This window comes from Sutcliffiella horikoshii (genome assembly GCF_021991925.1).
In the GTDB taxonomy this organism is placed as follows: domain Bacteria; phylum Bacillota; class Bacilli; order Bacillales; family Bacillaceae_I; genus Sutcliffiella_A; species Sutcliffiella_A horikoshii_F.
In genome coordinates this window covers 116078-137070 of the sequence record NZ_RXZI01000006.1, presented here as the reverse complement: position 1 = coordinate 137070, position 20993 = coordinate 116078, and the positions used below count along the sequence as shown (strand labels likewise).

The window sequence follows — 20993 nt, the reverse complement described above, 5'->3', positions numbered from 1 at the left end:
CTCTATTAGATGGCTTGCTTCATTTTAAATTCTTTTAAATAAGAAATGATTTCTGCATTTTGTTCCTGTGTTCCGACTGTGATACGTAAGCAAGTCGGGAATCCTAAAGCTTTTCCAGATCTCACAATATATCCTTTTTTCATTAAGTATTGAAACAATACATCGGAGTCTGTTTGGAAATCGATCAGAATGAAATTCCCCTCAGAAGGATAGTAGGCAAGCTTCATTTCTTCGCAAAAAGAATAATACTGCTCCAACCCTTCTTTATTTTTGGATACACATTCATTGATAAAAGATTGGTCTGCTACTGCAGCCTTGGCAGCAACTTGTGCAAGGGAGTTAGTATTAAAAGGCTCCCTTGCAGGTTCAATCAGACGAATAAGCTTCTCATTCGCTATGCCATATCCGATCCGGAAACTTGCAAGGCCGTATGCTTTCGAGAAAGTACGGGTAATCAAAAGGTTTGGATAATCCTTTAGCAACTTCACCGTTTCAGGGTAATCCGCTGCTGTCACATATTCCTTGTATGCTTCATCTACCACTATTAGCGTGCGGCTAGGTACTTTTTTTATAAAAGATAGAAGAAGTTCCTCATCGATATAGGTCCCTGTAGGATTATTTGGACTGCATAACCAAACGATAGCTGTGTTTTCATCAATAGAGTTCAGCATTTCATCCAGCTGGTGATAACCATCTTTCAATGGAACTTCTCTTATTTCTGCGCCTTCTATAATGGCGTTGTGCTTGTATTGAGGGAAAGAAGGCGTTGGCATGACCGTATTCTTACCTGGTTTCAATAGCGCTCTGGCAAGAATTTGGATAACCTCATCAGATCCATTACCGAAAATAAGTTCTTTTTCTCCTACCCCTGTTTGAGCTGCAAGCACTTCTCGCAGGTCTCTTGCGTAACCATCCGGGTAGGTGGCTGACTTGCTAAGCTCCGCCATCAATGCCTGATTGATGGACGGCGAACAGCCATAAGGATTTTCATTGGAAGCGAGTTTCACTATTTTCTCTAAACCCAATTCCCTCTTGACCTCTTCCATTGTTTTTCCAGGTTGATACGGGGTTAAGTTAAGCAGTTGTTCTTTAACATCCATCTTCAACATTCACCTTTCTGCTAAAAGTGGAGAAATAAGCTCCTCTATTTGTTGCTTTAATTCCTGCAATGCCTGTTCTTCATCAACTTTAAATTGCTTTTCTTTTTGTTCAATCATTTTAATGAGCGCACTTCCCACCACAAAACCGTCACAATATGGCTTTAAGGTTTGTATGTGTTCACTCTCTGCAATCCCGAACCCTACTGCAGTCGGGACGGTACTTTTCTTTTTAACCTTTTCAAGAAAAGTATACAACTCCTCGGAAAATTCCTTGCGCACCCCTGTCACTCCAAGGGAAGAAATACAGTAAAGGAATCCTTGAGCATGTTCTGTGATCCTGTCCATTCTTTCTTTTGAAGTTGGAGAGACAAGTGAGATATATGTTATAGCATGTTCGCTACATTTATCTCGTATGCGTCCGCTCTCTTCAAGAGGAAGGTCAGGAATAAGGAGCCCGTCGACCTGATTTTGCTTCGCTAAAGCGAAAAAGGATTCTTCCCCTAATTGTAACACAGGATTATAATACGTAAAGAGGATGATCGGAATTTTCAGTCCTCTTCTCCTCATTTCTCCAGCAAGCTTCATCGTACTCGTAATGGTCGTTTTGTGTGCCAAAGCACGCTTGGAAGCACGCTGGATGACAGGTCCGTCCGCCAACGGATCGGAGTATGGAACCCCAAGCTCCAGTACAGATGCGCCTGCTTCCTCCAAAAGAAGTGCAAGCTTTATTGTGAGTTCCGGGGTAGGGTCTCCGGACATGATAAATGGAATGAACATCTTTTCATGTTTAGGTAATCGCTCTAGATAGGTACTCATTCCACTGTTCCCTCCATTCGATTCATTAGTGTATGAACATCCTTATCTCCTCGTCCTGATAAACAAACGAGAATCGTTTTATCTCTTGGCAATTTTTCCGCTTCTTTATACGCCGTTGCAAGTGCATGGGCAGATTCGATTGCCGGTATAATACCTTCTTCTTTTGCTAAAATATGAAGCGCTTCTAAGGCTTCCTCATCTGTTACACTTTGGTATTGTACTCTGTTGCTGTCCTTAAGGTATGCATGCTCTGGCCCGATACCAGGATAGTCAAGGCCCGCTGAAATCGAATATGGCTCTATAATCTGACCGTTTTCATCTTGAATCAGGTAAGTCAGGGACCCATGAATAACTCCCTTCGTCCCTTTCGTTAACGTTGCAGCGTGAAGGGTTGTATCAACGCCTTTCCCTGCCGCTTCCACTCCGATAAGTTCCACATCGTCGTCCACGAATGGAGCAAACATTCCGATTGCATTGGAACCTCCGCCCACACAAGCTATGATCTTTTCAGGCAACCTGCCTTCTCTTGTCTGGAACTGCCGTTTGGATTCTTCTCCGATCACACGTTGAAACTCACGCACCATATATGGGTATGGATGCGGACCAACAACAGAACCAATCATATAGAAATGATCTTCACAATGTTGGACCCAATAACGAATCGCTTCATTTGTCGCATCTTTTAACGTTTTATTGCCGCTAGTTGCAGGGATGACTTCTGCTCCTAATAGCTTCATTCGAAATACATTCAATGCCTGGCGCTCAATATCTTCCTCGCCCATGAACACCTTGCACTCCAGTCCGAACTTGGCAGCAACCGTCGCGGCTGCTACACCATGTTGTCCAGCCCCAGTTTCCGCGATAATTTTCTTTTTACCCAAGCGTTTTGCAAGCAAAGCTTGGCCGATTGCATTATTTATCTTATGGGCACCTGTGTGATTCAGATCTTCTCGCTTAAGGTAGATTTTCGCTCCGCCAATTCGACTAGTAAGTTTCTCAGCAAACGTTAAAGCGGTAGGTCTGCCTGAATACTCTTTTAAGTAATAATGATAGTCTTCTAGAAAGGTTGGATCTTTCAGGGCCTCTTTTAAGCCTTGTTCTAATTCTTCTAATGGTAGCATCAACGTTTCAGGTACATATTTCCCCCCGAACTCCCCAAATCTACCAAAGCTATCTGGTGTTTGTACGCTTGTCATGTTCCCTCACCATACTTTCTATCAGATTCAATTTTTCCTTACTTTTAACAAAATCCACTTCCGTCCCACTTGATAAGTCAATTCCTTGTGGGTCATAAGTTAATAATTCCGGGAGTGTCTCCTCATTTATTCCACCAGCAATTAAGTATGGAATATTATATTGGGTGGAAAGCCTGGCATAGAGTGGTATGTGGCCCCAGTTGAAGCTTGTTCCCGTTCCGCCGTACTGAGTTCCATTCTTTTTATCAATAACAAATCCGTCTAGCAAACCAAGGAACGGTTTTAATTTCTCGACGCTCGTTTCATCTTCGTGGTGAATCACTTTCCAAATCTTCACCTCACAAGATGCCTTTAACTCTTTAATAAAATTCAGGTCCTCATCCCCATGGCACTGAATGATATCAAGGGGTACCGTGCGGACAGCTTGTAGAATATCCTTTTTGCTTTGATTGACAAATATCCCTACGAGCAGCTTTTTCTGAGGCGGCAAGGTCGCTACCCAATTTGCCACCTTTTCGACTTTCACTTGACGCTTACTTTCGGCAAAAACGAACCCTATATAGTCTGCCTCAGTCTGCACAGAAGCCTCATAATCTTCCAAACTTTTGTTTCCGCAGAACTTTATCTTCGTTTTAGACATGCTCAAGCTCTCCAAATAGCCTTCTTACCCCTGTACCGGGTGTTTGATCTTTCATAAACGCTTCTCCTACAAGTACGGCTTTAGCACCAAAATCTTTTACTTGATGAAGGTCATCTGCTGTCAGGATGCCGCTTTCACTAACGAGCAAGGATGAGCTTGGAATATGCGCGGCAAGTTTCTTTGTCGTTTGTATATCCGTTTCAAAAGTTGCAAGGTTTCTATTGTTGACTCCGATGATTTTTGGCGTAATTTTTTGAAGGAGCTGTGTGAGCCTATCCAAGCTGTGCACCTCCACCAGTACATCCAATCCTAGATCTGTTGCTTGTTTATATAACGTTGCTAACTTTTCATCAGGAAGGATTTCAGCAATTAATAAAATTGCATCTGCTCCAATTCGCGCACTTTCTTCAACCTGTATCGAATCGATGATAAAGTCTTTTCTAAGAACAGGCAGGTTTGTGGTTTCCTTTACCATCATCAAATCATGCTTTGATCCTTTAAAATATGTCTGATCGGTAAGTACGGAAATCGCATCCACACCTACTTTTTCGTATTCCGCTCCAATGTCTATTGGTGCAAAACTTTCTTTTAAGATCCCTTTGGACGGAGAGGCCTTCTTCATTTCAGCAATCACACCTAATTGTCGCTTCGGATTTGCCAGTGCATTGTAAAACGAAAAGCGCTCTACCCTTTTCTGTGGAGGTAATGTTAAGTTTTCCACTTCTATCTTTTTCGTTTCCACAATTTTAGTTAACATGCTCGTTCACCCCTGCCTTCTTTAGTTGCTGTAGTAGTTCGTACGGTTTATTTGCCTCAATCAGTTGCCCGGCAAGTTCGACACCCTTATGGATGGTTTCGGTCATTCCTGAAACATAGATAGCGGCACCGGCATTTAAACAAACAATGTTTCGTGCACTTTCATTGCTCTTATTTTGAAAAATCTGTTTGATAAGATGAGAACTCTGTAAGCTATTGGATACTTGTATGTCTTCCAGCCTGCCTCGATTAAACCCAAAATCCTCTGGCGCTATGGAATAAGAATGAATTTCCCCATTTTTCACTTCCACCACATGCGTGCTTGCAGTGATGGTGATTTCATCTAATCCGTCCTCTCCCGCTACAATCAATACATGTTCCGAACCGAGTTTATTCAATACTTCGGCCATTTTATAAGCATAATCCGCTGAAAACACCCCGATCACCTGCTTTTTACAACGAACAGGATTGGCGAGTGGTCCCAGAAGGTTAAAGATCGTCCTAAATCCAATCTCTTTTCTCGGAGCGACAGCATGCTTCATTGCCTCATGATAGATAGGAGCAAATAGAAAGCTCATTCCATGGTCTTGAAGGGTTAATGTAGCTTCCTCTATAGTTTGCTGTACAGGTATTTGTAGGTGCTCTAACACATCTGCACTTCCACTAGAGGAGGATACAGCCCGATTTCCATGTTTGGCTACTTTTGCCCCGCCACTTGCTGCCACGATTGCAGAGGCGGTGGAAATATTGAAAGTCGATGCTCCATCCCCACCGGTTCCGCATGTATCTATTAAATAAGGATGCTCATAAGCTATCGGCTTCATATGTCCTCGCATCGCTTTCGTAAGTCCCAACATTTCTTCTGACGTTTCGCCTCGGAATCTAAGAATAGAAATAAAACTTGCAATCTGACTGGATGTCACTTCCCCTTTCATCATCAAATCCATCGCACTTTCTGCTTCATCCGTTGTAAGGTTAACGCCATCTATTAGTTTGGTTAAATAGGCTTTAAACATAGCTGCATGACCCTCCTGTCTTTTTTGCAAAATATTTATTTGCTAGCTGGATTGTTTCTATTAATGCCGAAGCTTTATTAATCGTTTCTTTGTACTCTAGTTCCGGAACAGAATCTGCTACCACGCCTGCACCAGCTTGCACATAAAAGCTGTTACCACGCTTTTGGATTGTCCTGATGGTAATGCAAGAATCAATATTTCCGTCAAATCCGATGTAACAAATCGCTCCTGCGTATGTGTTTCTCACGGTAGGTTCAAGCTCTTGCAGGATCTGCATCGCTCTTACCTTCGGTGCGCCTGAAACCGTTCCAGCCGGAAAAGCCGCAAGTAAGGCTTCCACAGGGGTAAAGGTTGGTGCCAGCTCTCCTTTTACGATGGAAATCAAGTGCATGACTCTTGAAAAGTAAACAAGTTCTTTCATCACCGGCGTATGAACGGAACCATAGGAAGCAACCCTTCCTAAATCGTTTCTCGCAAGATCCACGAGCATATAATGTTCTGCTTGTTCTTTTTCATCTTGCATAAGATCTTGGGCTAATATCTGATCTGCCGCTTCTGTTTTCCCTCTTTTTCTCGTACCTGCTATCGGATGGATCTCTAACTTCCTGTCATGAATTTGTATCAATCTCTCAGGTGAACTTCCTATCAACTCCATCTCGTCATATTTCAGATAAAACAAGTATGGGGATGGATTTTGCCTCCTTAGTACTCGGTATACATCAAATCCTTCCATGTCTGCTTCTAACTCAAACCGTTGAGATAGAACGCATTGAAAGATATCACCTGTCTGAATATATTTTTTTATCTTTTCTACATGTTCAATAAATCTTTCTTTTGTGTAATTGGACTGAACAGGAATTTCTTCTTTCTCAGCGTTCACCTCCACAAGTCCATCGTTCTCTTGCCGCCTTCTAATCAAAGAGACTTTAGTGAGGATCGATTGTTTCGCCTCCGTAAATCTCTTCTGCAGCTCTTTTTCATTTTCTTTTCCATCTAGACGGATGTAATGGATAAAATGCAATTCATTTTCCTTATGGTCACATACCACGATATCCTCACAGTACAAAAGATTTGCCGTGTATTCCCCGCCATAGGATGGATGCATCGGCACTTTCTCGATAGTTGGGATAAAATCATAACTTAAATAGCCAACCGCCCCACCGGTAAATCCTATCTTTTTTTCCAACTGCTTAACTTGTAACAATCCATTGGCGTGATGAATGACTTCATTCAAATCACTAGATTGGTAAAGGACATTATCGCTCTTGTCATCTCGTAATGAAATGGTGGCATCCTCAGCTGTAATTTTCATAAAAGGATTCATTCCAATAAAGGAGTACCTTGCCCATGCGGAATTGGGCTCTTTGCTTTCTAAAAGATAAACCGCTTCTTTCCTTAGCGCCTGAAAAATCGAAACTGGTGTTAACGTGTCGTCAAAAAAACTTTCCATAATGGGAATGGTTTTAAATTGCTTGCTTGCATGTAGGAACTCTGCAAACTGTTGCATCGGATCTCCTCCATTTTCAAGAAATGGAGAATGAGTTTTTGTAACGAGGCGTTACAGAATGAGGAAAAAACAAAAACCCAAAGACAGAGGATAGTCTTTGGGTAGATAGATAAAATACATTCTAACCTCAGCTAATCTCGACTCATTCTCAGCTATTCTCTTCTCAACTCGGCTAAATTAAAAAATATTATGATTGGTAAAACTGCTTGGCTCTTTAGCCCTCAACTTCATTCTCTAAACTAATCTCTAAACTGTTTTATTACTTGTAAGTACTATATGATAGAATATTGCTAATTGTCAACCGAAATTGTTTTTGCAAGGTCTGGTCGCAGGCTTACCGCCTCATGCAGATAAATATGGCGGATATCTTTTTGGGACACGTCTGTGTTCACTGTCATCATGACCCTGATACAGGAAGGCAGTGAGTTAGGTACAGCGATTTCCTTCGTGCACATGACCGGAACATAATCCCATCCCTCAAGGTTGCGGAGCGCCTTGGCAGGGAAACATGCCGTGATATCTGCCGTTACGGAGATTAACACTTGCGCTACGTCTTCTGCCATAATGTTGTTCGACTTGATCATGTTTTGCAGTAATTCTTCTGTTTTACAGATAATTTCTTTATCCGTATTTTCCTCTATGGTCGTTGCGCCTCTTACACCACGGATCACCGAATTCCCCCTTTGAGATTTTCAATAAAATTCTTTTAAAGTTTCAAATATAAGCTCATCTGGTACGGAACGCAGTTCAACATTTCCAACCGACTGTATCAATACCATATGTATATGACTGTTCTGAGTTTTTTTGTCTTTTTTCATCCAAGTTAATAGTTCCTGAGGGGGAACGGATGATTGAATTTTGGTTGGAAAGCCATAACCTTTCCAAGCTTCTGACAAGTTATTACTTAGCTGTAGCGCTGGATTCAACTTTTCACTTAACCTTGTTGCAAAAAGCATCCCCAGTGCCACTCCGTCACCATGCGTGATTTTTCCATATCCATAGGCTGCCTCAAGTGCATGGCCTAATGTATGGCCAAAATTCAAAATCGCCCGCAAACCTGTTTCTTTTTCGTCATTGGACACGACTTCCGCTTTAATTTTAATACCGTTTTCCAGGCAAACAAGAAGTCGGTCTCCTGTGAGGTCGTTCAGATCATGTATATTGCTAATAATCCATTGATGGAAATCTCTGTCCCATATAAGGGCATGCTTCACCACTTCCGCAAAGCCCGAGCGCATCTCTTTCCCTGGCAAACTCTTTAAGAAATTCACATCATAAATGACCGCTTCTGGTTGATAGAAGGATCCAATCATATTTTTTCCCAGAGGATGATTGATAGCAACCTTTCCTCCCACTGCACTGTCATGTGCTAGGAGTGTAGTAGGAACTTGAATGAACTTGATTCCCCTCATGAAAGTAGAGGCGACAAATCCAGCTACATCTCCTACCACCCCACCTCCTAGAGCAATAATGACAGAATGGCGATCCAAGCCATTTTCAAGCGCATATGTCTGAATGGCATGATAGTTTTCAAATGACTTGGCTTCTTCCCCGTTTGGAAGTACAAAGGCAAGGACAGTTAAAGTTTGATCAAGACTTGCAACTATTTCTGATAGGTATAAGTTTGCAACAAGGTCATCTGTCACAATCAACACTTTGCTCGGTTTCTTTTGAAAAGAACCAAGTAATCCTGGCAGGTTTTCTATCGTCCCTTTTCCTAAAAATACTGGATACTCCTTAGAAGCAGTCTGGACAGTAACCTGTTTAGCATTAAAATTTTGCGGCATGATCTCGCATCCTTTGGACATTTTCCTTGATCAGGTCCATTCGATCCTGCCCGAATTGTTCCACGATGGCTTGCGCAATTTCCCACGCGACTACCGCTTCTGCCACTACACTCGCCGCCGGAACCGCACAGCTGTCGGACCGTTCGATGCTTGCCTGAAATGGTTCCTTTGTATCAATGTCTACGCTTCGAAGTGGCTTGTAAAGGGTTGGGATAGGTTTCATGACACCTCTTACTACAATTGGCATCCCTGTCGTCATGCCACCCTCAAACCCTCCAAGATTATTGGATAGACGGTAGTAGCCACGTTCCTCGCTCCAAGCGATCTCATCATGAACCTTACTGCCAGGAAGGCTTGCCGCTTGGAATCCTACTCCAAACTCCACACCCTTAAAAGCATTGATGCTCATGATGGATGCTGCAACTTTGGCGTCCAATTTGCGGTCATAATGCACATAGCTTCCTACACCGGCAGGAACACCCTCAACAATCACTTCCACTATGCCACCAATGGAATCCCCGTTCTCTTTAGCAGTATCGATGGCATCCATCATTGCCTGTTCCACCTTTTTATCATAGCAACGAACAGGGGACGCCTCCGTTTTCAATTTTAGATCCTCAAGGTTGCTGACTTGCTGAGACTCCGCTTTCACTCCGCCAATCTCCGTCACATGCCCGGCAACCTTGATTCCAAGTTCAGCGAGGAACTTTCTTGCAACAGCTCCAGCAGCAACCCTTACAGTCGTCTCCCGGGCGGAAGAGCGCTCCAAGACATTTCTCATATCACGATGACCATATTTAATCGCACCGTTTAAATCTGCATGTCCAGGACGAGGCTTTGTCACCTTTCGCTTGACCTCTTCCTGATCTTCCTGAGAAAGGGGCTCGATCCCCATAATTTTCGTCCAATGCTTCCAATCATCATTCGTTACCGCCAGGGTTATGGGAGAACCTAACGTTTGACCATGACGAACCCCACTCAGAATATCTACGGTATCCTTTTCAATCTGCATTCTTCTGCCACGGCCATGCCCCTTCTGTCTTCTTGAAAGATCCTCATTTATATCCTCGACAGTCAATGGCAGCCCAGCTGGGACACCTTCCAAAATGGTTGTCAATTGCGGTCCATGCGACTCGCCAGCAGTCAAATATCTCATCGTCATCAGCCTCTCCTTTATCTCTTTAAAGCTTTTAAGCATGTAAGTAAAATTAATTATGTAATACTATATCATAAGTGTAGCGGATTGTTCTAGTAAAAAAAAGCAGGTTGTGAGAGAACTTATTAGAGGAGAGTGGATGGGAGCGGGTAGGAGGAATGATAAAATCCCCTGTTTCCAGGGGATTTCCTAAGCCTTCCGATAAAAAAATGTATCTACCACTTCAAGCCCGTACTTGGCAGGCTGGAATATCTGCTCCGTGCTTCCCACAAAGAGGATTCCCCCTTTTTTCAGCGCATTACTGAATTTATGGTAAAGTTGCTCTTTAGCTTCTTCTGTAAAATAGATCAGGACATTCCTGCAGACTATTAAATCGTGACCTGGTTCAAATGGGTCCGATAACAGGTTTTGTTTATGGAAGCTAACGGTTCTTTTTATTTCCTCACATACTCTAAAAAGTCCATCTTGCTCTTTAAAATATCTTTGTTTGACTTCGGCTGGCACCTCTTGAAGGGAACGTTCCTGGTAAGTTGCAAGCTTGGCTCTTGCAATGACGTTAGAATCAATGTCAGTTGCTCTTACCCGGATTTCATTTAACGGCATAAAGTTACTAATAACCATGGAGATTGTATAAGGCTCCTCACCTGTTGAGCATGCAGCACTCCAAACTTTCGGTCTTTTATTATGTTTTAGCATCTCGGGTAGAATTTTCTTCTCCAAGATCTCCCACCGTTTATAATTCCGATAAAATTCGGAAACATTTATGGTCATCCGGTCAAGGAATTCTATTAGCTCTTCCTGATTTTTTTCCAGTAGCTGATAGTACTCTTTAAAATTACTATATCCCTTTTTCTCATAAAGGGAGGTCAGCCTTCTCTTCATTTGCCCTTCTTTATATAAGGACAAGTCAATACCCGTCTTTCTTTTAATCTGTTCTATAAAATGATTGTAATCGTCCCTCATCCCATTCATCTTCTTTCTCTCTATATCTAATAACTACAGTATAGCTGAATTAGGGTGGAAGAGGAGAAAGTTTTTCTCTATTTTTACTTGAAAGGTCAATTTGTGAATTCTACCACTTCACCTGCTGGTTCTACCATTTAAAGGGGTACTTCTTCATTTCCCAGCTCTCCTTCTACATTTCCCGACCTCCCTTCTACCACTTCGCATAAATGTTCTACAACTTTACTCTCACCTTTTACATCTTCACTCCGATGTTCTACAACTTCGCCACCTACGTTTACCTATTTTAAAAATAAATACTCAGTCCCCTCCACCTCAAAAAAGCAAACAAAAAACACCTCTCTCAAAATATTTCACTTGAGAAAGGTGCCCGTGATAAAGCGTTTTCAATTCATGGTATTAGTAGATCCAGTTGTTCACGTCTCTTTTGTACTCAACAAGGCCTTCCCCTTTGAAGAATAGACCGATTTCGCGCTCAGCACTCTCAGAGGAGTCAGATCCGTGGATGATGTTCTTTCCAACGATTACGCCGTACTCTCCGCGGATTGTTCCAGGAGCAGCATCTTTAGGGTTTGTTGCACCCATCATGTGGCGCGCGGTAGCGATTACATTTTCGCCCTGCCAAACCATTGCGAATACCGGACCAGAAGTAATGAAGTCTACAAGCTCTCCGAAGAAAGGACGCTCTTTATGTTCACCGTAGTGCTCTTCTGCCAATTCTGTTGGAATTTGCATTAATTTAGCACCTACAAGTTGGAAACCTTTTTTTTCAAAACGAGAAACGATTTCACCAACAAGGTTACGTTGTACGCCATCAGGCTTTACCATCAAAAATGTTTTTTCCATAATAATTTCTCCACCCCATTACGATTATGTAAGGTTAGGTAAACCCTAACCTACCAAAATATATCACGGTTTTTGCAGTTTCGCAACAGAAGATGGAGAATTATCGTAATATTTTACAAAGTTCATGAAATGAAGCCTAATATTTTCGTTTACCAATATATTTTGCCACATTGTTGAAGGTCCGTTTGGCGATACCGTTTGGAAGTTTCTCTAGCTCCTTGAATGCCTTCTCCAAATAGCGGTCGCTTAAAGCAAATGAGCGTTGAATAGCGTCAGAGCTTTTAATCAGATCAATAATTTCTTTGATTTCGTTCGCATCGCTTTGCTCGTGTATTTGTCTGATTTTCTCATTTAATACCGGATTCTCCATCGCGTATAAGACAGGCAATGTGATATTGCCTTGAAGAAGATCACTTCCGGCAGGCTTTCCGAGCTGTTCTTCGGTGGACGTAAAGTCTAATATATCATCGGTAATCTGAAAGGACATTCCAACATAATATCCAAACCAATAAAGGCTTTGATGAACAGAAGCAGGAACTCCGGCAGTGATGGCCCCCAGTTGACAACTGACTGCGATTAAAATGGCGGTCTTCCTTTTGATTCTTCTCAGGTAAGTCCGAAGGTTTTGACCATAATTGTATTTATCTCGGATCTGTTCGATTTCGCCTTTACAAAGCTCAACCAAGGTATTGGACAGAATGCGGTGTGCCTCGATGTCATCCAACTTGGTCATCATTTCAAGCGATCTGGCAAAAATATAGTCTCCGGTGTACATGGCGATTCGGTTATCCCACTTTGCTTTGATGGTGGCTTTACCACGCCTCAACTCGGCATCATCAATGACATCGTCGTGGACAAGGGAGGCCATATGCATGAGTTCGAGTGCCACAGCCACATTCTTGACCTTATGTATATCATATGTTCCAAGCTTGGCCGCCAACAGCACAAAGACAGGGCGAATTCTTTTTCCGCCTGCCTGTAGCAGATGTAAAGAAGCCTCTTGAAGCAGAGCACGTTCCGTCTGAATGGTGGCTTCTAGTTCATCTTCAATTATTTGCAAATCATTATTTAAAAAGGAATACATCATCTTTAATTTCATGTAGGTCACCTTTACAAACTATTTTCTAGGTTTAACTCCTAAATGCATGGCAGCGACTCCACCTGTATAAGCTTTTACCTCTACTGGTCGGAAACCTACTTTTTCATACATTTCTTTCAGCTCTTTCATTCCCGGGAAGTCTTTTGCCGACTCATGTAACCATGCGTATTCGTTATAGCTCTTGGCGAATACCTTTCCAAGCATCGGCATGACATATTGGAAATAGAGAAAATACACTTGACGGAAACCTGGCATGGTAGGCTGTGATGTTTCCAGACAGACAACCTTCCCACCCGGCTTGACGACCCTGTACATTTCTTTCAACACTTGAAAATAGTCAGGTACATTCCTTAACCCAAAGCCAATGGTTACGTAGTCAAAGGAATTATCCTCAAAAGGAAGTGACATGGCATTACCATGAATCAGTTCAATATTGTCAGCGCCAAGCTGTTTGACTTTTTCCTTCCCGATGGAAAGCATATTTTCACTGAAGTCCAGCCCCACCACTTTACCGTTTTTACCGACAGCATCCGCCATGGAAATGGTCCAATCAGCAGTGCCACAACATACGTCCAACGCTTTTGAGCCTGACTTTACATTCATCCTTTTCATCGTATCCTTCCGCCATGCTACATGACGCTGAAAGCTGATGACAGAATTCATCTTGTCGTAGTTTTTATATATTTTTTCAAAGACATTATGCACTCGCTCTTCTTTGGATGGATGTTGCATGGCTTACCCTTCTTCCGCATACTTTTTCGATGAAAATGGTATTTCATAAAAAAGTTCCTGTATTCTTGTTTCTAATAAGTTATTCATTTTGGGAATAGAATGAGTGATTTGCTCAATCTTCCCTTTTACATGATCAATATATCTGTCCATTAGATAAAGCATATAGGTTTCCTGATCCTTAGAGGGGTCATTTTTCTCTCCTTTGGAAAAGGCAATCCGTCTTAATGTTTCAAAGAGGAAGGTAGACTTTTCTTGACAAAAGCTCTTACGTTCATGAATTAAGCGCTTTAATAATAAGAAATTGACACTTAATTCTTTAAGCACTGTGTTGGAAAAATAACTGGATACCGACTGTATCAAAGATGATTCTATCTTTCCTAGGCTATCCATCAAGTTCTCGATGCCTTCCAGTTCTTTTTGATAATAAGCAATCTTATGTTCGTTGATCTGTTTGATCGAATGGGCCAATGTCTTTATCATGGTGATGTCATTAACATCTGCCAGCAGTCTGTAGTATAGACCGCTATAGTAGTCACCAGCGAGAACAGTCAACTGACGGCTCTTCGCATCGCCCTCTTCCAATTGGTCCGCTTTCGCGTTTGTAACCATATCATGGGTATCAAGAGCAATTTGAACAAGCATGGTCGATAATATGTATTGTTCTTTTGTTTCATCGGACATCTCGATGGATTCCAGCACGGAATAGAGGAGCAACAGCTTATCCTCATCTATGATAGGGTATTCAATATGTTTTATTAAATATGGATGTGTAATCAGATTATGTAGCTTTTCTTTAATTATGGATATATGTATATGACTCACTAAAGACCACCCTTGTTCCCTTTTCTTGACTGACGGCCGTTTCGCGCAGGCGAACAAGACCTAACTAAAATAGACAAAGTTAATTATAGCACATTAGTGAAGCATATTGTTAGAATGGGCTATCTTTCTTTAGTTTAACCCTGCAAGGAGTGGATAATAAGAAAAGCAGAGAAATAAATATTCATCTGCTTTCATTGGTATACCTTTTGGGTTAGATTGTGCAAAAGCGTATCAGTCTGTTTCCATTTCTCCGTGAGAAGATTGGATGAGGGCTTTCCCTCTGATCTTGATGGCGGAGGTGTGCTCCGTGAATTGGGCTATCATTACTTCTCCCCTGTCAAGCTTTTCAGAATGATGGAAACGAGTATCCGTTCCGCGAGTTAGACCTATGACACTAACTCCATCTTCCTTTGCTTTTATTACAATGAAATCGTTCGAGTTTGTTTGACCCATGACCATCCTCCTTGTTTCTATGTTCCTAACTATTAACCTTTAATCAATGATAGTACTTCCGCTCTTGCAGCTGGATCATTCTCCAGGACACCACGGACTGCAGATGTGATGGTCATCGCTCCCGGTTTCTTTACTCCACGCATTGTCATGCACATATGCTCTGCTTCCACCACTACCATCACTCCATGAGGATCTAATGATTCTACGATGGATTCGGCAATCGTCGATGTGATTCGTTCCTGTAGCTGAGGACGTTTTGCAACCGCCTCCACTGCACGGGCAAGTTTACTTAAGCCAGTCACTTTTCCGCCTTTAGGTATGTATGCAACATGCGCCTTCCCGAAAAATGGTACAAGATGATGTTCACACATGGAAAAGAAGGAGATGTCCTTAACTAGCACTAACTCTTCATGCGCTTCTCCGAAAACTGTCTTAAAGTGTTCTTTTGGATCCTCGTTTAGCCCCGAGAATACTTCTGTATACATTTTTGCCACTCGTTTTGGAGTGTCTAGCAAGCCTTCGCGATTAGGGTCTTCCCCGATTGCTTCTAAAATCATTCGTACTGCTTGTTCTATTTGAGCTTTATTCACTTCAGTCATTTATTTATCCTCCTACATTACCGCAAAAGCTTTATTCTTATACTTTGTTGCTTTATCGTATATTTGCACTAACCGTTATACATCTTACCGTCGTGCTCTTTCCTGTTGCACAGAAAAGTCTGGCTTGACTGTTTTAGAGTAGGAGTGCGGTAAAAAGTCTTTAAGCCGACTTTTTACTGGCGAATAGCAACAAACCTTTGATAAAAGAGTTTTGCAAAAAATACCTGTAATTTGATTCTAGCATAAGTTTTTTTATAAAAGCAAAAATAAAGAGGCGCTAACTGTGCGCCTCTTTATGCTGACATTCATTTGACTATGTAGCTGTCAATTACTTCACAGCATCTTTAAGTGCTTTACCAGGTTTGAAAGCTGGTACTTTGCTTGCAGCGATTTCGATCTCTTCCCCAGTTTGTGGGTTGCGACCTTTACGTGCAGCACGCTCACGTACTTCAAAGTTACCAAAACCGATTAATTGTACTTTGTCACCGTTTTTAAGTGCGTCAAGAATTGTATCGAAAACAGCATCAACTGCTTTAGTAGCATCTTTTTTGGAAAGTTCACTAGCTTCAGCAACTGCATTGATTAGATCTGTCTTGTTCATGCCATTCACCTCCTCCCAAAGGAGTTAATCGCTATTCTAAACCAAAACTCTGTTTTAGTCTAGTAAAAGCCTTTAGTATTAACATTTGTTCACAATTTTGATTGATTCTATACATGATAGAATCGCTTAATCTTGTAACTAGGCTTATATTAACCCATAAAACACTAGATTTCAACAAATTTCTCGCAAAAAACTGTGTTTACAGGAATATTTCGCCATTTCAGAGAAGATTTTCTGATTGTAGATTAACATAAGAATCCTGTTATATCAAGAGATTCTCCATTTCCCTACAAAAATAAGCTCCCCGTCTGTGTGTTTATACCACAGTCGGGAAGCTCTTAAACATACTCATACTAAACTTTTTATAAAATTATCGCTATAAGCCCGCCAGAGCCTTCATTGATGATACGCTCCAATGTTTCTTTCAGCTTATACCTTGCATTCTCAGGCATTAGCGAAATCTTGGCATGGATCCCCTCTCTTACGATGGAGCTCAGGGAGCGTCCGAAAATATCGGAATTCCAGATGGAAAGTGGATCATCCTCAAAGTCCTGCATCAGGTAACGAACAAGCTCCTCGCTTTGTTTTTCCGTTCCAATGATTGGAGCAAACTCAGACTCCACATCCACTTTGATCATATGGATGGACGGTGCAACAGCTTTTAACCTGACCCCAAACCTAGAGCCTTGTCGGATGATTTCCGGCTCTTCTAAACTCATATCTGTCAATGCCGGGGATGCGATGCCGTAACCAGTCTGCTTTACCATTTTCAAAGCATCTGATACTTGATCGTATTCCGCCTTGGCATACGCGAAATCTTGCATCAGTTGTAGTAGATGATCTTTCCCTCTGATCTCCACCCCTACCACTTCTTTCAGGATGTGATCATACAAATCATCTGGAGCGTAGAGGTCGATTTCTGCAATCCCCTGCCCCATTTCTATTCCCGCCAGACCTGCGCGGTCAATGAATTCATATTCGCTGAATTGACCCACCACTCGGTCTACATCGCGAAGCCGCTTGATATCCTTCACCGTGTCCTTCACAGCTTCCTGATAGCTTTCACGTAGCCAGTGGTTATCTTTCAGAACCATCACCCAGCTTGGAAGGTTCACATTCACTTCAAGTACTGGGAATTCGAATAATGCTTCTCTTAGCACATTGTACACATCTGACTCCCTCATGCTCTCCACACTCATCGCGATTACAGGGATGTCATATTTTTCGCATAGCTCACGTTTTAGGGATTCCGTTTCCGGGTGATGCGGTTGAACAGTATTGATTACCATGATAAATGGTTTACCAACCTCTTTTAGCTCCTCCACTACCCTTTCCTCAGCCTCGATATAATCTCGGCGTGGAATCTCGCCTATGGACCCATCTGTGGCAATGACCACACCAATGGTGGAATGCTCCTGGATTACTTTTCTTGTGCCGATTTCAGCAGCTTCATGGAACGGGATCGGTTCCTCATACCAAGGTGTGTTTATCATTCTTGGGCCATTTTCATCCTCATACCCCTTAGCACCCGGTACTGTATAGCCCACACAGTCTACAAGTCGAATATTCACATCAAGGCCTTCATCCACTTTAACCTTTACTGCCTGGTTAGGAACAAATTTAGGCTCTGTTGTCATGATCGTTTTTCCAGCTGCACTTTGTGGCAGCTCATCTTGAGCACGAGCCTTATCAGACTCGTTTCCTATATTCGGCAGAACCACTAACTCCATGAACCTTTTGATGAAAGTTGATTTCCCTGTACGAACAGCTCCTACGACCCCTAAATATATATCGCCGCCCGTACGTTCAGCGATATCTTTGAAAATATCTACTTTTTCCAAGTGATTCCCTCCCGACATTTATCTTGGGATTTACATTTTCTAGTAAGGATATAATCTATGACACTATATGTGTATGATGTTGTCCTAATTAAATATGACTAATATTTATAAGAAAATTCATCCCGGGTATTCTTTTATAATTTTCATCAATATGGCATTACATAATATCAGTGATTATAAGTTTTCGTGTTTTACTAAAAATAAGGCTTTGGTAAAGTTAGTTGTTGATAATAACCTGTTTCTAGCTGGTGATTGAAGCAAAAGGCGTAGACTCCAGCGGGAGAATAGCGACAATCTTGAGACCCCGCAGTGGAACGAGGAGGCTCAAGGTCGCCCTCTGGATAAGCGAAGCCTATTGCGGAAATCAACAGCGACGTTTAACAGAGCCAAAAATAAAGAACCCTTCTTTAGAATGTATTCTCTAAAAAAGGGTTCATGACAATTTTTCTATTCAGGTTTAAAAATTACTGGTTCATTATTCTCATCCAAGGTATAAGGCAAAGAATATGCTGGTACAAAGACAGAATGATCCACAATGATATCGCGGATGTCATCACCTTGTTTATAATTATGGTCATGCTTTTGGAGAAAGTCATATAAGTCAATAGAATAGTCCAATTGCGCCTGACCCGCATTATTAAGGATAAATGGGAGGTTCTTCCCGGTAATCGGGCTTTCTGCAAATGGTTCTGTGGAAAAGCCCAGTTTTCCCCAATCTATCTTGAATGCCTGATCATTGATAACTTCTTTGATGGGTGCATATCCATTGTTCGTGCGTTTGTACATATCGATTCTTAAATTGATATCTCGGATTTGCTCAGCCACTCTCAAATCAATCAGTTTGACTGTGGGGTTCTCCTCCACATCCACCAGCACATATAAATAGACTCCGCCACTTTCATAGGCTGTGCCTGGAGGCTCTTGTATGTACCTTGGAGAAAGCTTGTTAAAATCAATGGGATACTTCTGATAGATTGGAGTATCCATATCTCTATCTTTAATCGGCAATAAACCACTACTTGCTTCCCTATATTGATTCACAGAAGATTGTACGGCTTCCAACTGATCTAAATAAGGGACCTGGTTTTGCTTCATACGGTCTTGGGGGTACAGACAGCCTGACAGCACGCTGCTGACAACCATCATTCCTACTAGTAGGAAGAACCTATTTAATGTCATAGTTAATTCCTTCCTTTATCTCTTATTGTTCCGGGACCGGACCGCTGAACACTACATAGAAAATAATAAGCCCAGCAAGGACGATTAATAAAAAAGCAACCGTGTTCAGTATTCCTCTTACAATGGAGTTCTTAATTTTGAATCTAGTAAAATAAACGGTTAAAACGGATATAAACATGAATCCCATTGCTACAAATGAAATCCACATCTTCATCAATGCAGGTGACATCCTCATCTCTCCTTTTCCGTGAAACATTATAGCATAAGACCTACATGAAAAAAACTCCAATCCTCCCGTTACCAGGGCAGTAAAGCGGCAGAGGTCATAAATTGGACAAAATTTTGAAAAAAGTAAACAAACACCCATACTTTACAAGCGCATAACTTATAAAGAAGAAACGATAGGAGGGTGCGCTTAGGTAGTAATCCATAATTTTTACAAGCTTTTTTGCGATAAATAGGCATTTGGCGATGCATGTATGTAAATTGCCGCATAAGATGTGTATGAGGATATCACTGGTTGAGCTGTGGGATTGGATTATTTAGTCTTTTTATCATGCTGAAGTAAAAATGGCCCCTTTTACTTCAGCTTTTTTTGTTGTCTTTCTATAGCATTGGTGAATTCTCAAAGATGGTTATTTACTAGTAAAAAATCGGCAATTGGACTTTTTCTGCGTACATACTCTAAGTATTTACATAGCTTAAGGGAAAAGAGTTCGACAGTGGAATATACCGATCGGTTCATAAGTATGTAAATGCAACAAAATTTACGAAAATAGCCTTCATAAAAAAAAGCCATTCCTTTTAGGGGAAGTGGCGTTTTTAGAATGGAGTTTAAACTCTGTCACCAAGAAGTTGTGCCAGGTCATCCAGTTCGGTTGTCTTTGAGCGGTTCATGAGCTCGTCTACCGCGTCTTTTGGGTCTACCCCATCAAAGAGCACATGGTATAGCGCAGATGTGAGAGGCATCTTAACTTGGAGCTTCTGGGATAGCTGATAGGCTGCCTTTGTAGTGCGGACACCTTCCACTACCATCCCCATATTTTCCAACACCTCATCTAGTTTCATGCCTTTCCCTAACATGTTACCGGCCCGCCAGTTTCTGCTGTGTACGCTTGTGCAGGTTACGATAAGGTCTCCCATTCCTGTAAGTCCGAGGAAAGTAAGGGGATTTGCACCCAAGCAGCTGCCAAGGCGTGCTATCTCAGCAAGCCCCCTTGTTATCAATGCAGCTTTTGCATTGTCCCCATAACCAAGACCATCTGTTATACCTGCAGCAAGAGCGATGATGTTTTTCAGGGAGCCACCGATTTCAACTCCTACCACATCTGTGTTCGTGTATACGCGGAAATGCTGATTGATGAAAAGATCTTGCACTTTCTCAGCCGCTTCCACATCCAAGGATGCAGCAGTAACCGTTGTTGGTTGCCTTAGGCTCACTTCTTCGGCATGACTCGGTCCTGAGAGAACCACCACCGCTTTGCGGACAGATTCAGGCAATTCTTCTTCAATCACCTCTGAGACCCTCAAGTGAGTATCCGGCTCAATCCCTTTACTGACATGAACGAACAAAGTAGGAGTGGACAGGTACCCTTTTACTTGCTGACATACTTCCCGCATCGCTTTTGTTGGCACGGCAAGCACAACGGCTTCTACCCCGCTGACCGCTTCTTCCATGGAAGTGTACCCGATAATCTTATCTGAAAGATTGATGTTCTTTAAATATTTCTCATTTGTATGATATTGATTTATTTCGTCGATTTGAGCTTGTTTATGTCCCCAAAGACGGACTTCATGGTTATTATCCGCAAGAACGATTGCAAGGGCAGTCCCCCAGCTTCCTGCTCCTAAAACAGCTACCTTTTTCACTAACTCACTCCTCCC

Annotated in this window: 22 protein-coding genes; all 22 read right to left on the bottom strand. The window is 42.0% G+C overall.

Features of this window, described 5'->3' with window-relative positions; genetic code table 11:
- Positions 1–5: 5 nt before the first annotated feature.
- On the bottom strand, positions 6–1100 hold the full coding sequence (hisC, locus tag EKQ44_RS15690) for a histidinol-phosphate transaminase (RefSeq protein WP_237664487.1): 1095 nt from the start codon (positions 1098–1100) through the stop codon (positions 6–8).
- A gap of 9 nt (positions 1101–1109) precedes the next feature.
- Positions 1110–1916, bottom strand: coding sequence for a tryptophan synthase subunit alpha (trpA, locus tag EKQ44_RS15685; protein ID WP_237664485.1), 807 nt, complete (start codon positions 1914–1916; stop codon positions 1110–1112).
- Positions 1913–3112 (bottom strand): tryptophan synthase subunit beta, encoded by a 1200-nt coding sequence (gene trpB, locus EKQ44_RS15680; protein WP_237664483.1) that lies wholly within the window; start codon positions 3110–3112, stop codon positions 1913–1915. The genes trpA and trpB overlap by 4 nt, the downstream gene beginning before the upstream one ends.
- Complete coding sequence (locus tag EKQ44_RS15675) at positions 3087–3752, bottom strand: phosphoribosylanthranilate isomerase (RefSeq protein WP_237664482.1); 666 nt, start codon at positions 3750–3752, stop codon at positions 3087–3089. Before EKQ44_RS15675 ends, trpB begins: the two co-directional genes overlap by 26 nt.
- Positions 3745–4509, bottom strand: a complete 765-nt coding sequence (gene trpC, locus EKQ44_RS15670; RefSeq protein ID WP_237664480.1) for an indole-3-glycerol phosphate synthase TrpC — start codon at positions 4507–4509, stop codon at positions 3745–3747. Before trpC ends, EKQ44_RS15675 begins: the two co-directional genes overlap by 8 nt.
- Positions 4499–5524, bottom strand: coding sequence for an anthranilate phosphoribosyltransferase (trpD, locus tag EKQ44_RS15665; protein ID WP_237664478.1), 1026 nt, complete (start codon positions 5522–5524; stop codon positions 4499–4501). The genes trpC and trpD overlap by 11 nt, the downstream gene beginning before the upstream one ends.
- Positions 5517–7031 (bottom strand): anthranilate synthase component I, encoded by a 1515-nt coding sequence (gene trpE / locus EKQ44_RS15660; RefSeq protein ID WP_237664476.1) that lies wholly within the window; start codon positions 7029–7031, stop codon positions 5517–5519. The genes trpD and trpE overlap by 8 nt, the downstream gene beginning before the upstream one ends.
- 290 nt (positions 7032–7321) lie before the next feature.
- Positions 7322–7702 (bottom strand): chorismate mutase, encoded by a 381-nt coding sequence (gene aroH / locus EKQ44_RS15655; RefSeq protein ID WP_237664474.1) that lies wholly within the window; start codon positions 7700–7702, stop codon positions 7322–7324.
- Positions 7703–7723: 21 nt separating this feature from the next.
- A complete protein-coding gene (gene aroB, locus EKQ44_RS15650; RefSeq protein WP_237664473.1) occupies positions 7724–8818 on the bottom strand; it encodes a 3-dehydroquinate synthase in 1095 nt (364 codons plus the stop codon).
- Positions 8802–9974 carry a chorismate synthase gene (gene aroC, locus EKQ44_RS15645; RefSeq protein ID WP_237664593.1) on the bottom strand — a complete coding sequence of 391 codons (1173 nt, stop codon included), beginning with the start codon at positions 9972–9974 and terminating at the stop codon, positions 8802–8804. The genes aroB and aroC overlap by 17 nt, the downstream gene beginning before the upstream one ends.
- A gap of 189 nt (positions 9975–10163) precedes the next feature.
- On the bottom strand, positions 10164–10946 hold the full coding sequence (locus tag EKQ44_RS15640) for a CheR family methyltransferase (RefSeq protein ID WP_237664472.1): 783 nt from the start codon (positions 10944–10946) through the stop codon (positions 10164–10166).
- A gap of 390 nt (positions 10947–11336) precedes the next feature.
- Complete coding sequence (gene ndk, locus EKQ44_RS15635) at positions 11337–11783, bottom strand: nucleoside-diphosphate kinase (protein ID WP_063560669.1); 447 nt, start codon at positions 11781–11783, stop codon at positions 11337–11339.
- Between the two features lie 136 nt (positions 11784–11919).
- Entirely contained in the window at positions 11920–12882 is a 963-nt protein-coding gene (gene hepT, locus EKQ44_RS15630; RefSeq protein WP_237664471.1) for a heptaprenyl diphosphate synthase component II, read from the bottom strand.
- An 18-nt stretch (positions 12883–12900) separates the two neighbouring features.
- On the bottom strand, positions 12901–13614 hold the full coding sequence (locus EKQ44_RS15625) for a demethylmenaquinone methyltransferase (protein WP_237664470.1): 714 nt from the start codon (positions 13612–13614) through the stop codon (positions 12901–12903).
- A gap of 3 nt (positions 13615–13617) precedes the next feature.
- A complete protein-coding gene (locus EKQ44_RS15620; RefSeq protein ID WP_237664469.1) occupies positions 13618–14436 on the bottom strand; it encodes a heptaprenyl diphosphate synthase component 1 in 819 nt (272 codons plus the stop codon).
- Positions 14437–14667: 231 nt separating this feature from the next.
- On the bottom strand, positions 14668–14889 hold the full coding sequence (gene mtrB, locus EKQ44_RS15615) for a trp RNA-binding attenuation protein MtrB (protein ID WP_237664468.1): 222 nt from the start codon (positions 14887–14889) through the stop codon (positions 14668–14670).
- Positions 14890–14921: 32 nt separating this feature from the next.
- Entirely contained in the window at positions 14922–15488 is a 567-nt protein-coding gene (folE, locus tag EKQ44_RS15610; RefSeq protein ID WP_237664467.1) for a GTP cyclohydrolase I FolE, read from the bottom strand.
- A 328-nt stretch (positions 15489–15816) separates the two neighbouring features.
- On the bottom strand, positions 15817–16089 hold the full coding sequence (gene hbs, locus EKQ44_RS15605) for a non-specific DNA-binding protein Hbs (RefSeq protein WP_010193643.1): 273 nt from the start codon (positions 16087–16089) through the stop codon (positions 15817–15819).
- Between the two features lie 362 nt (positions 16090–16451).
- The gene (spoIVA, locus tag EKQ44_RS15600; protein ID WP_148988355.1) at positions 16452–17930 is read right to left on the bottom strand and encodes a stage IV sporulation protein A; all 1479 of its coding nucleotides are present in this window, start codon (positions 17928–17930) and stop codon (positions 16452–16454) included.
- Positions 17931–18377: 447 nt separating this feature from the next.
- Positions 18378–19109, bottom strand: a complete 732-nt coding sequence (locus EKQ44_RS15595) for a hypothetical protein (RefSeq protein ID WP_237664466.1) — start codon at positions 19107–19109, stop codon at positions 18378–18380.
- Between the two features lie 22 nt (positions 19110–19131).
- The gene (locus tag EKQ44_RS15590) at positions 19132–19338 is read right to left on the bottom strand and encodes a DUF2768 domain-containing protein (RefSeq protein WP_237664465.1); all 207 of its coding nucleotides are present in this window, start codon (positions 19336–19338) and stop codon (positions 19132–19134) included.
- Between the two features lie 605 nt (positions 19339–19943).
- A complete protein-coding gene (locus tag EKQ44_RS15585) occupies positions 19944–20978 on the bottom strand; it encodes an NAD(P)H-dependent glycerol-3-phosphate dehydrogenase (RefSeq protein WP_237664464.1) in 1035 nt (344 codons plus the stop codon).
- Positions 20979–20993: the final 15 nt, after the last annotated feature.

Bases quoted from the DNA above. Each gene is read 5' to 3' on its own strand.
- hisC (WP_237664487.1), bottom strand. From the start codon at position 1,100: ATGGATGTTAAAGAACAACTGCTTAACTTAACCCCGTATCAACCTGGA.
- trpA (WP_237664485.1), bottom strand. From the start codon at position 1,916: ATGAGTACCTATCTAGAGCGATTACCTAAACATGAAAAGATGTTCATT.
- trpB (WP_237664483.1), bottom strand. From the start codon at position 3,112: ATGACAAGCGTACAAACACCAGATAGCTTTGGTAGATTTGGGGAGTTC.
- EKQ44_RS15675 (WP_237664482.1), bottom strand. From the start codon at position 3,752: ATGTCTAAAACGAAGATAAAGTTCTGCGGAAACAAAAGTTTGGAAGAT.
- trpC (WP_237664480.1), bottom strand. From the start codon at position 4,509: ATGTTAACTAAAATTGTGGAAACGAAAAAGATAGAAGTGGAAAACTTA.
- trpD (WP_237664478.1), bottom strand. From the start codon at position 5,524: ATGTTTAAAGCCTATTTAACCAAACTAATAGATGGCGTTAACCTTACA.
- trpE (WP_237664476.1), bottom strand. From the start codon at position 7,031: ATGCAACAGTTTGCAGAGTTCCTACATGCAAGCAAGCAATTTAAAACC.
- aroB (WP_237664473.1), bottom strand. From the start codon at position 8,818: ATGCCGCAAAATTTTAATGCTAAACAGGTTACTGTCCAGACTGCTTCT.
- aroC (WP_237664593.1), bottom strand. From the start codon at position 9,974: ATGAGATATTTGACTGCTGGCGAGTCGCATGGACCGCAATTGACAACC.
- EKQ44_RS15640 (WP_237664472.1), bottom strand. From the start codon at position 10,946: ATGAATGGGATGAGGGACGATTACAATCATTTTATAGAACAGATTAAA.
- ndk (WP_063560669.1), bottom strand. From the start codon at position 11,783: ATGGAAAAAACATTTTTGATGGTAAAGCCTGATGGCGTACAACGTAAC.
- hepT (WP_237664471.1), bottom strand. From the start codon at position 12,882: ATGAAATTAAAGATGATGTATTCCTTTTTAAATAATGATTTGCAAATA.
- EKQ44_RS15625 (WP_237664470.1), bottom strand. From the start codon at position 13,614: ATGCAACATCCATCCAAAGAAGAGCGAGTGCATAATGTCTTTGAAAAA.
- mtrB (WP_237664468.1), bottom strand. From the start codon at position 14,889: ATGGGTCAAACAAACTCGAACGATTTCATTGTAATAAAAGCAAAGGAA.
- folE (WP_237664467.1), bottom strand. From the start codon at position 15,488: ATGACTGAAGTGAATAAAGCTCAAATAGAACAAGCAGTACGAATGATT.
- hbs (WP_010193643.1), bottom strand. From the start codon at position 16,089: ATGAACAAGACAGATCTAATCAATGCAGTTGCTGAAGCTAGTGAACTT.
- EKQ44_RS15595 (WP_237664466.1), bottom strand. From the start codon at position 19,109: ATGACATTAAATAGGTTCTTCCTACTAGTAGGAATGATGGTTGTCAGC.
- EKQ44_RS15590 (WP_237664465.1), bottom strand. From the start codon at position 19,338: ATGTCACCTGCATTGATGAAGATGTGGATTTCATTTGTAGCAATGGGA.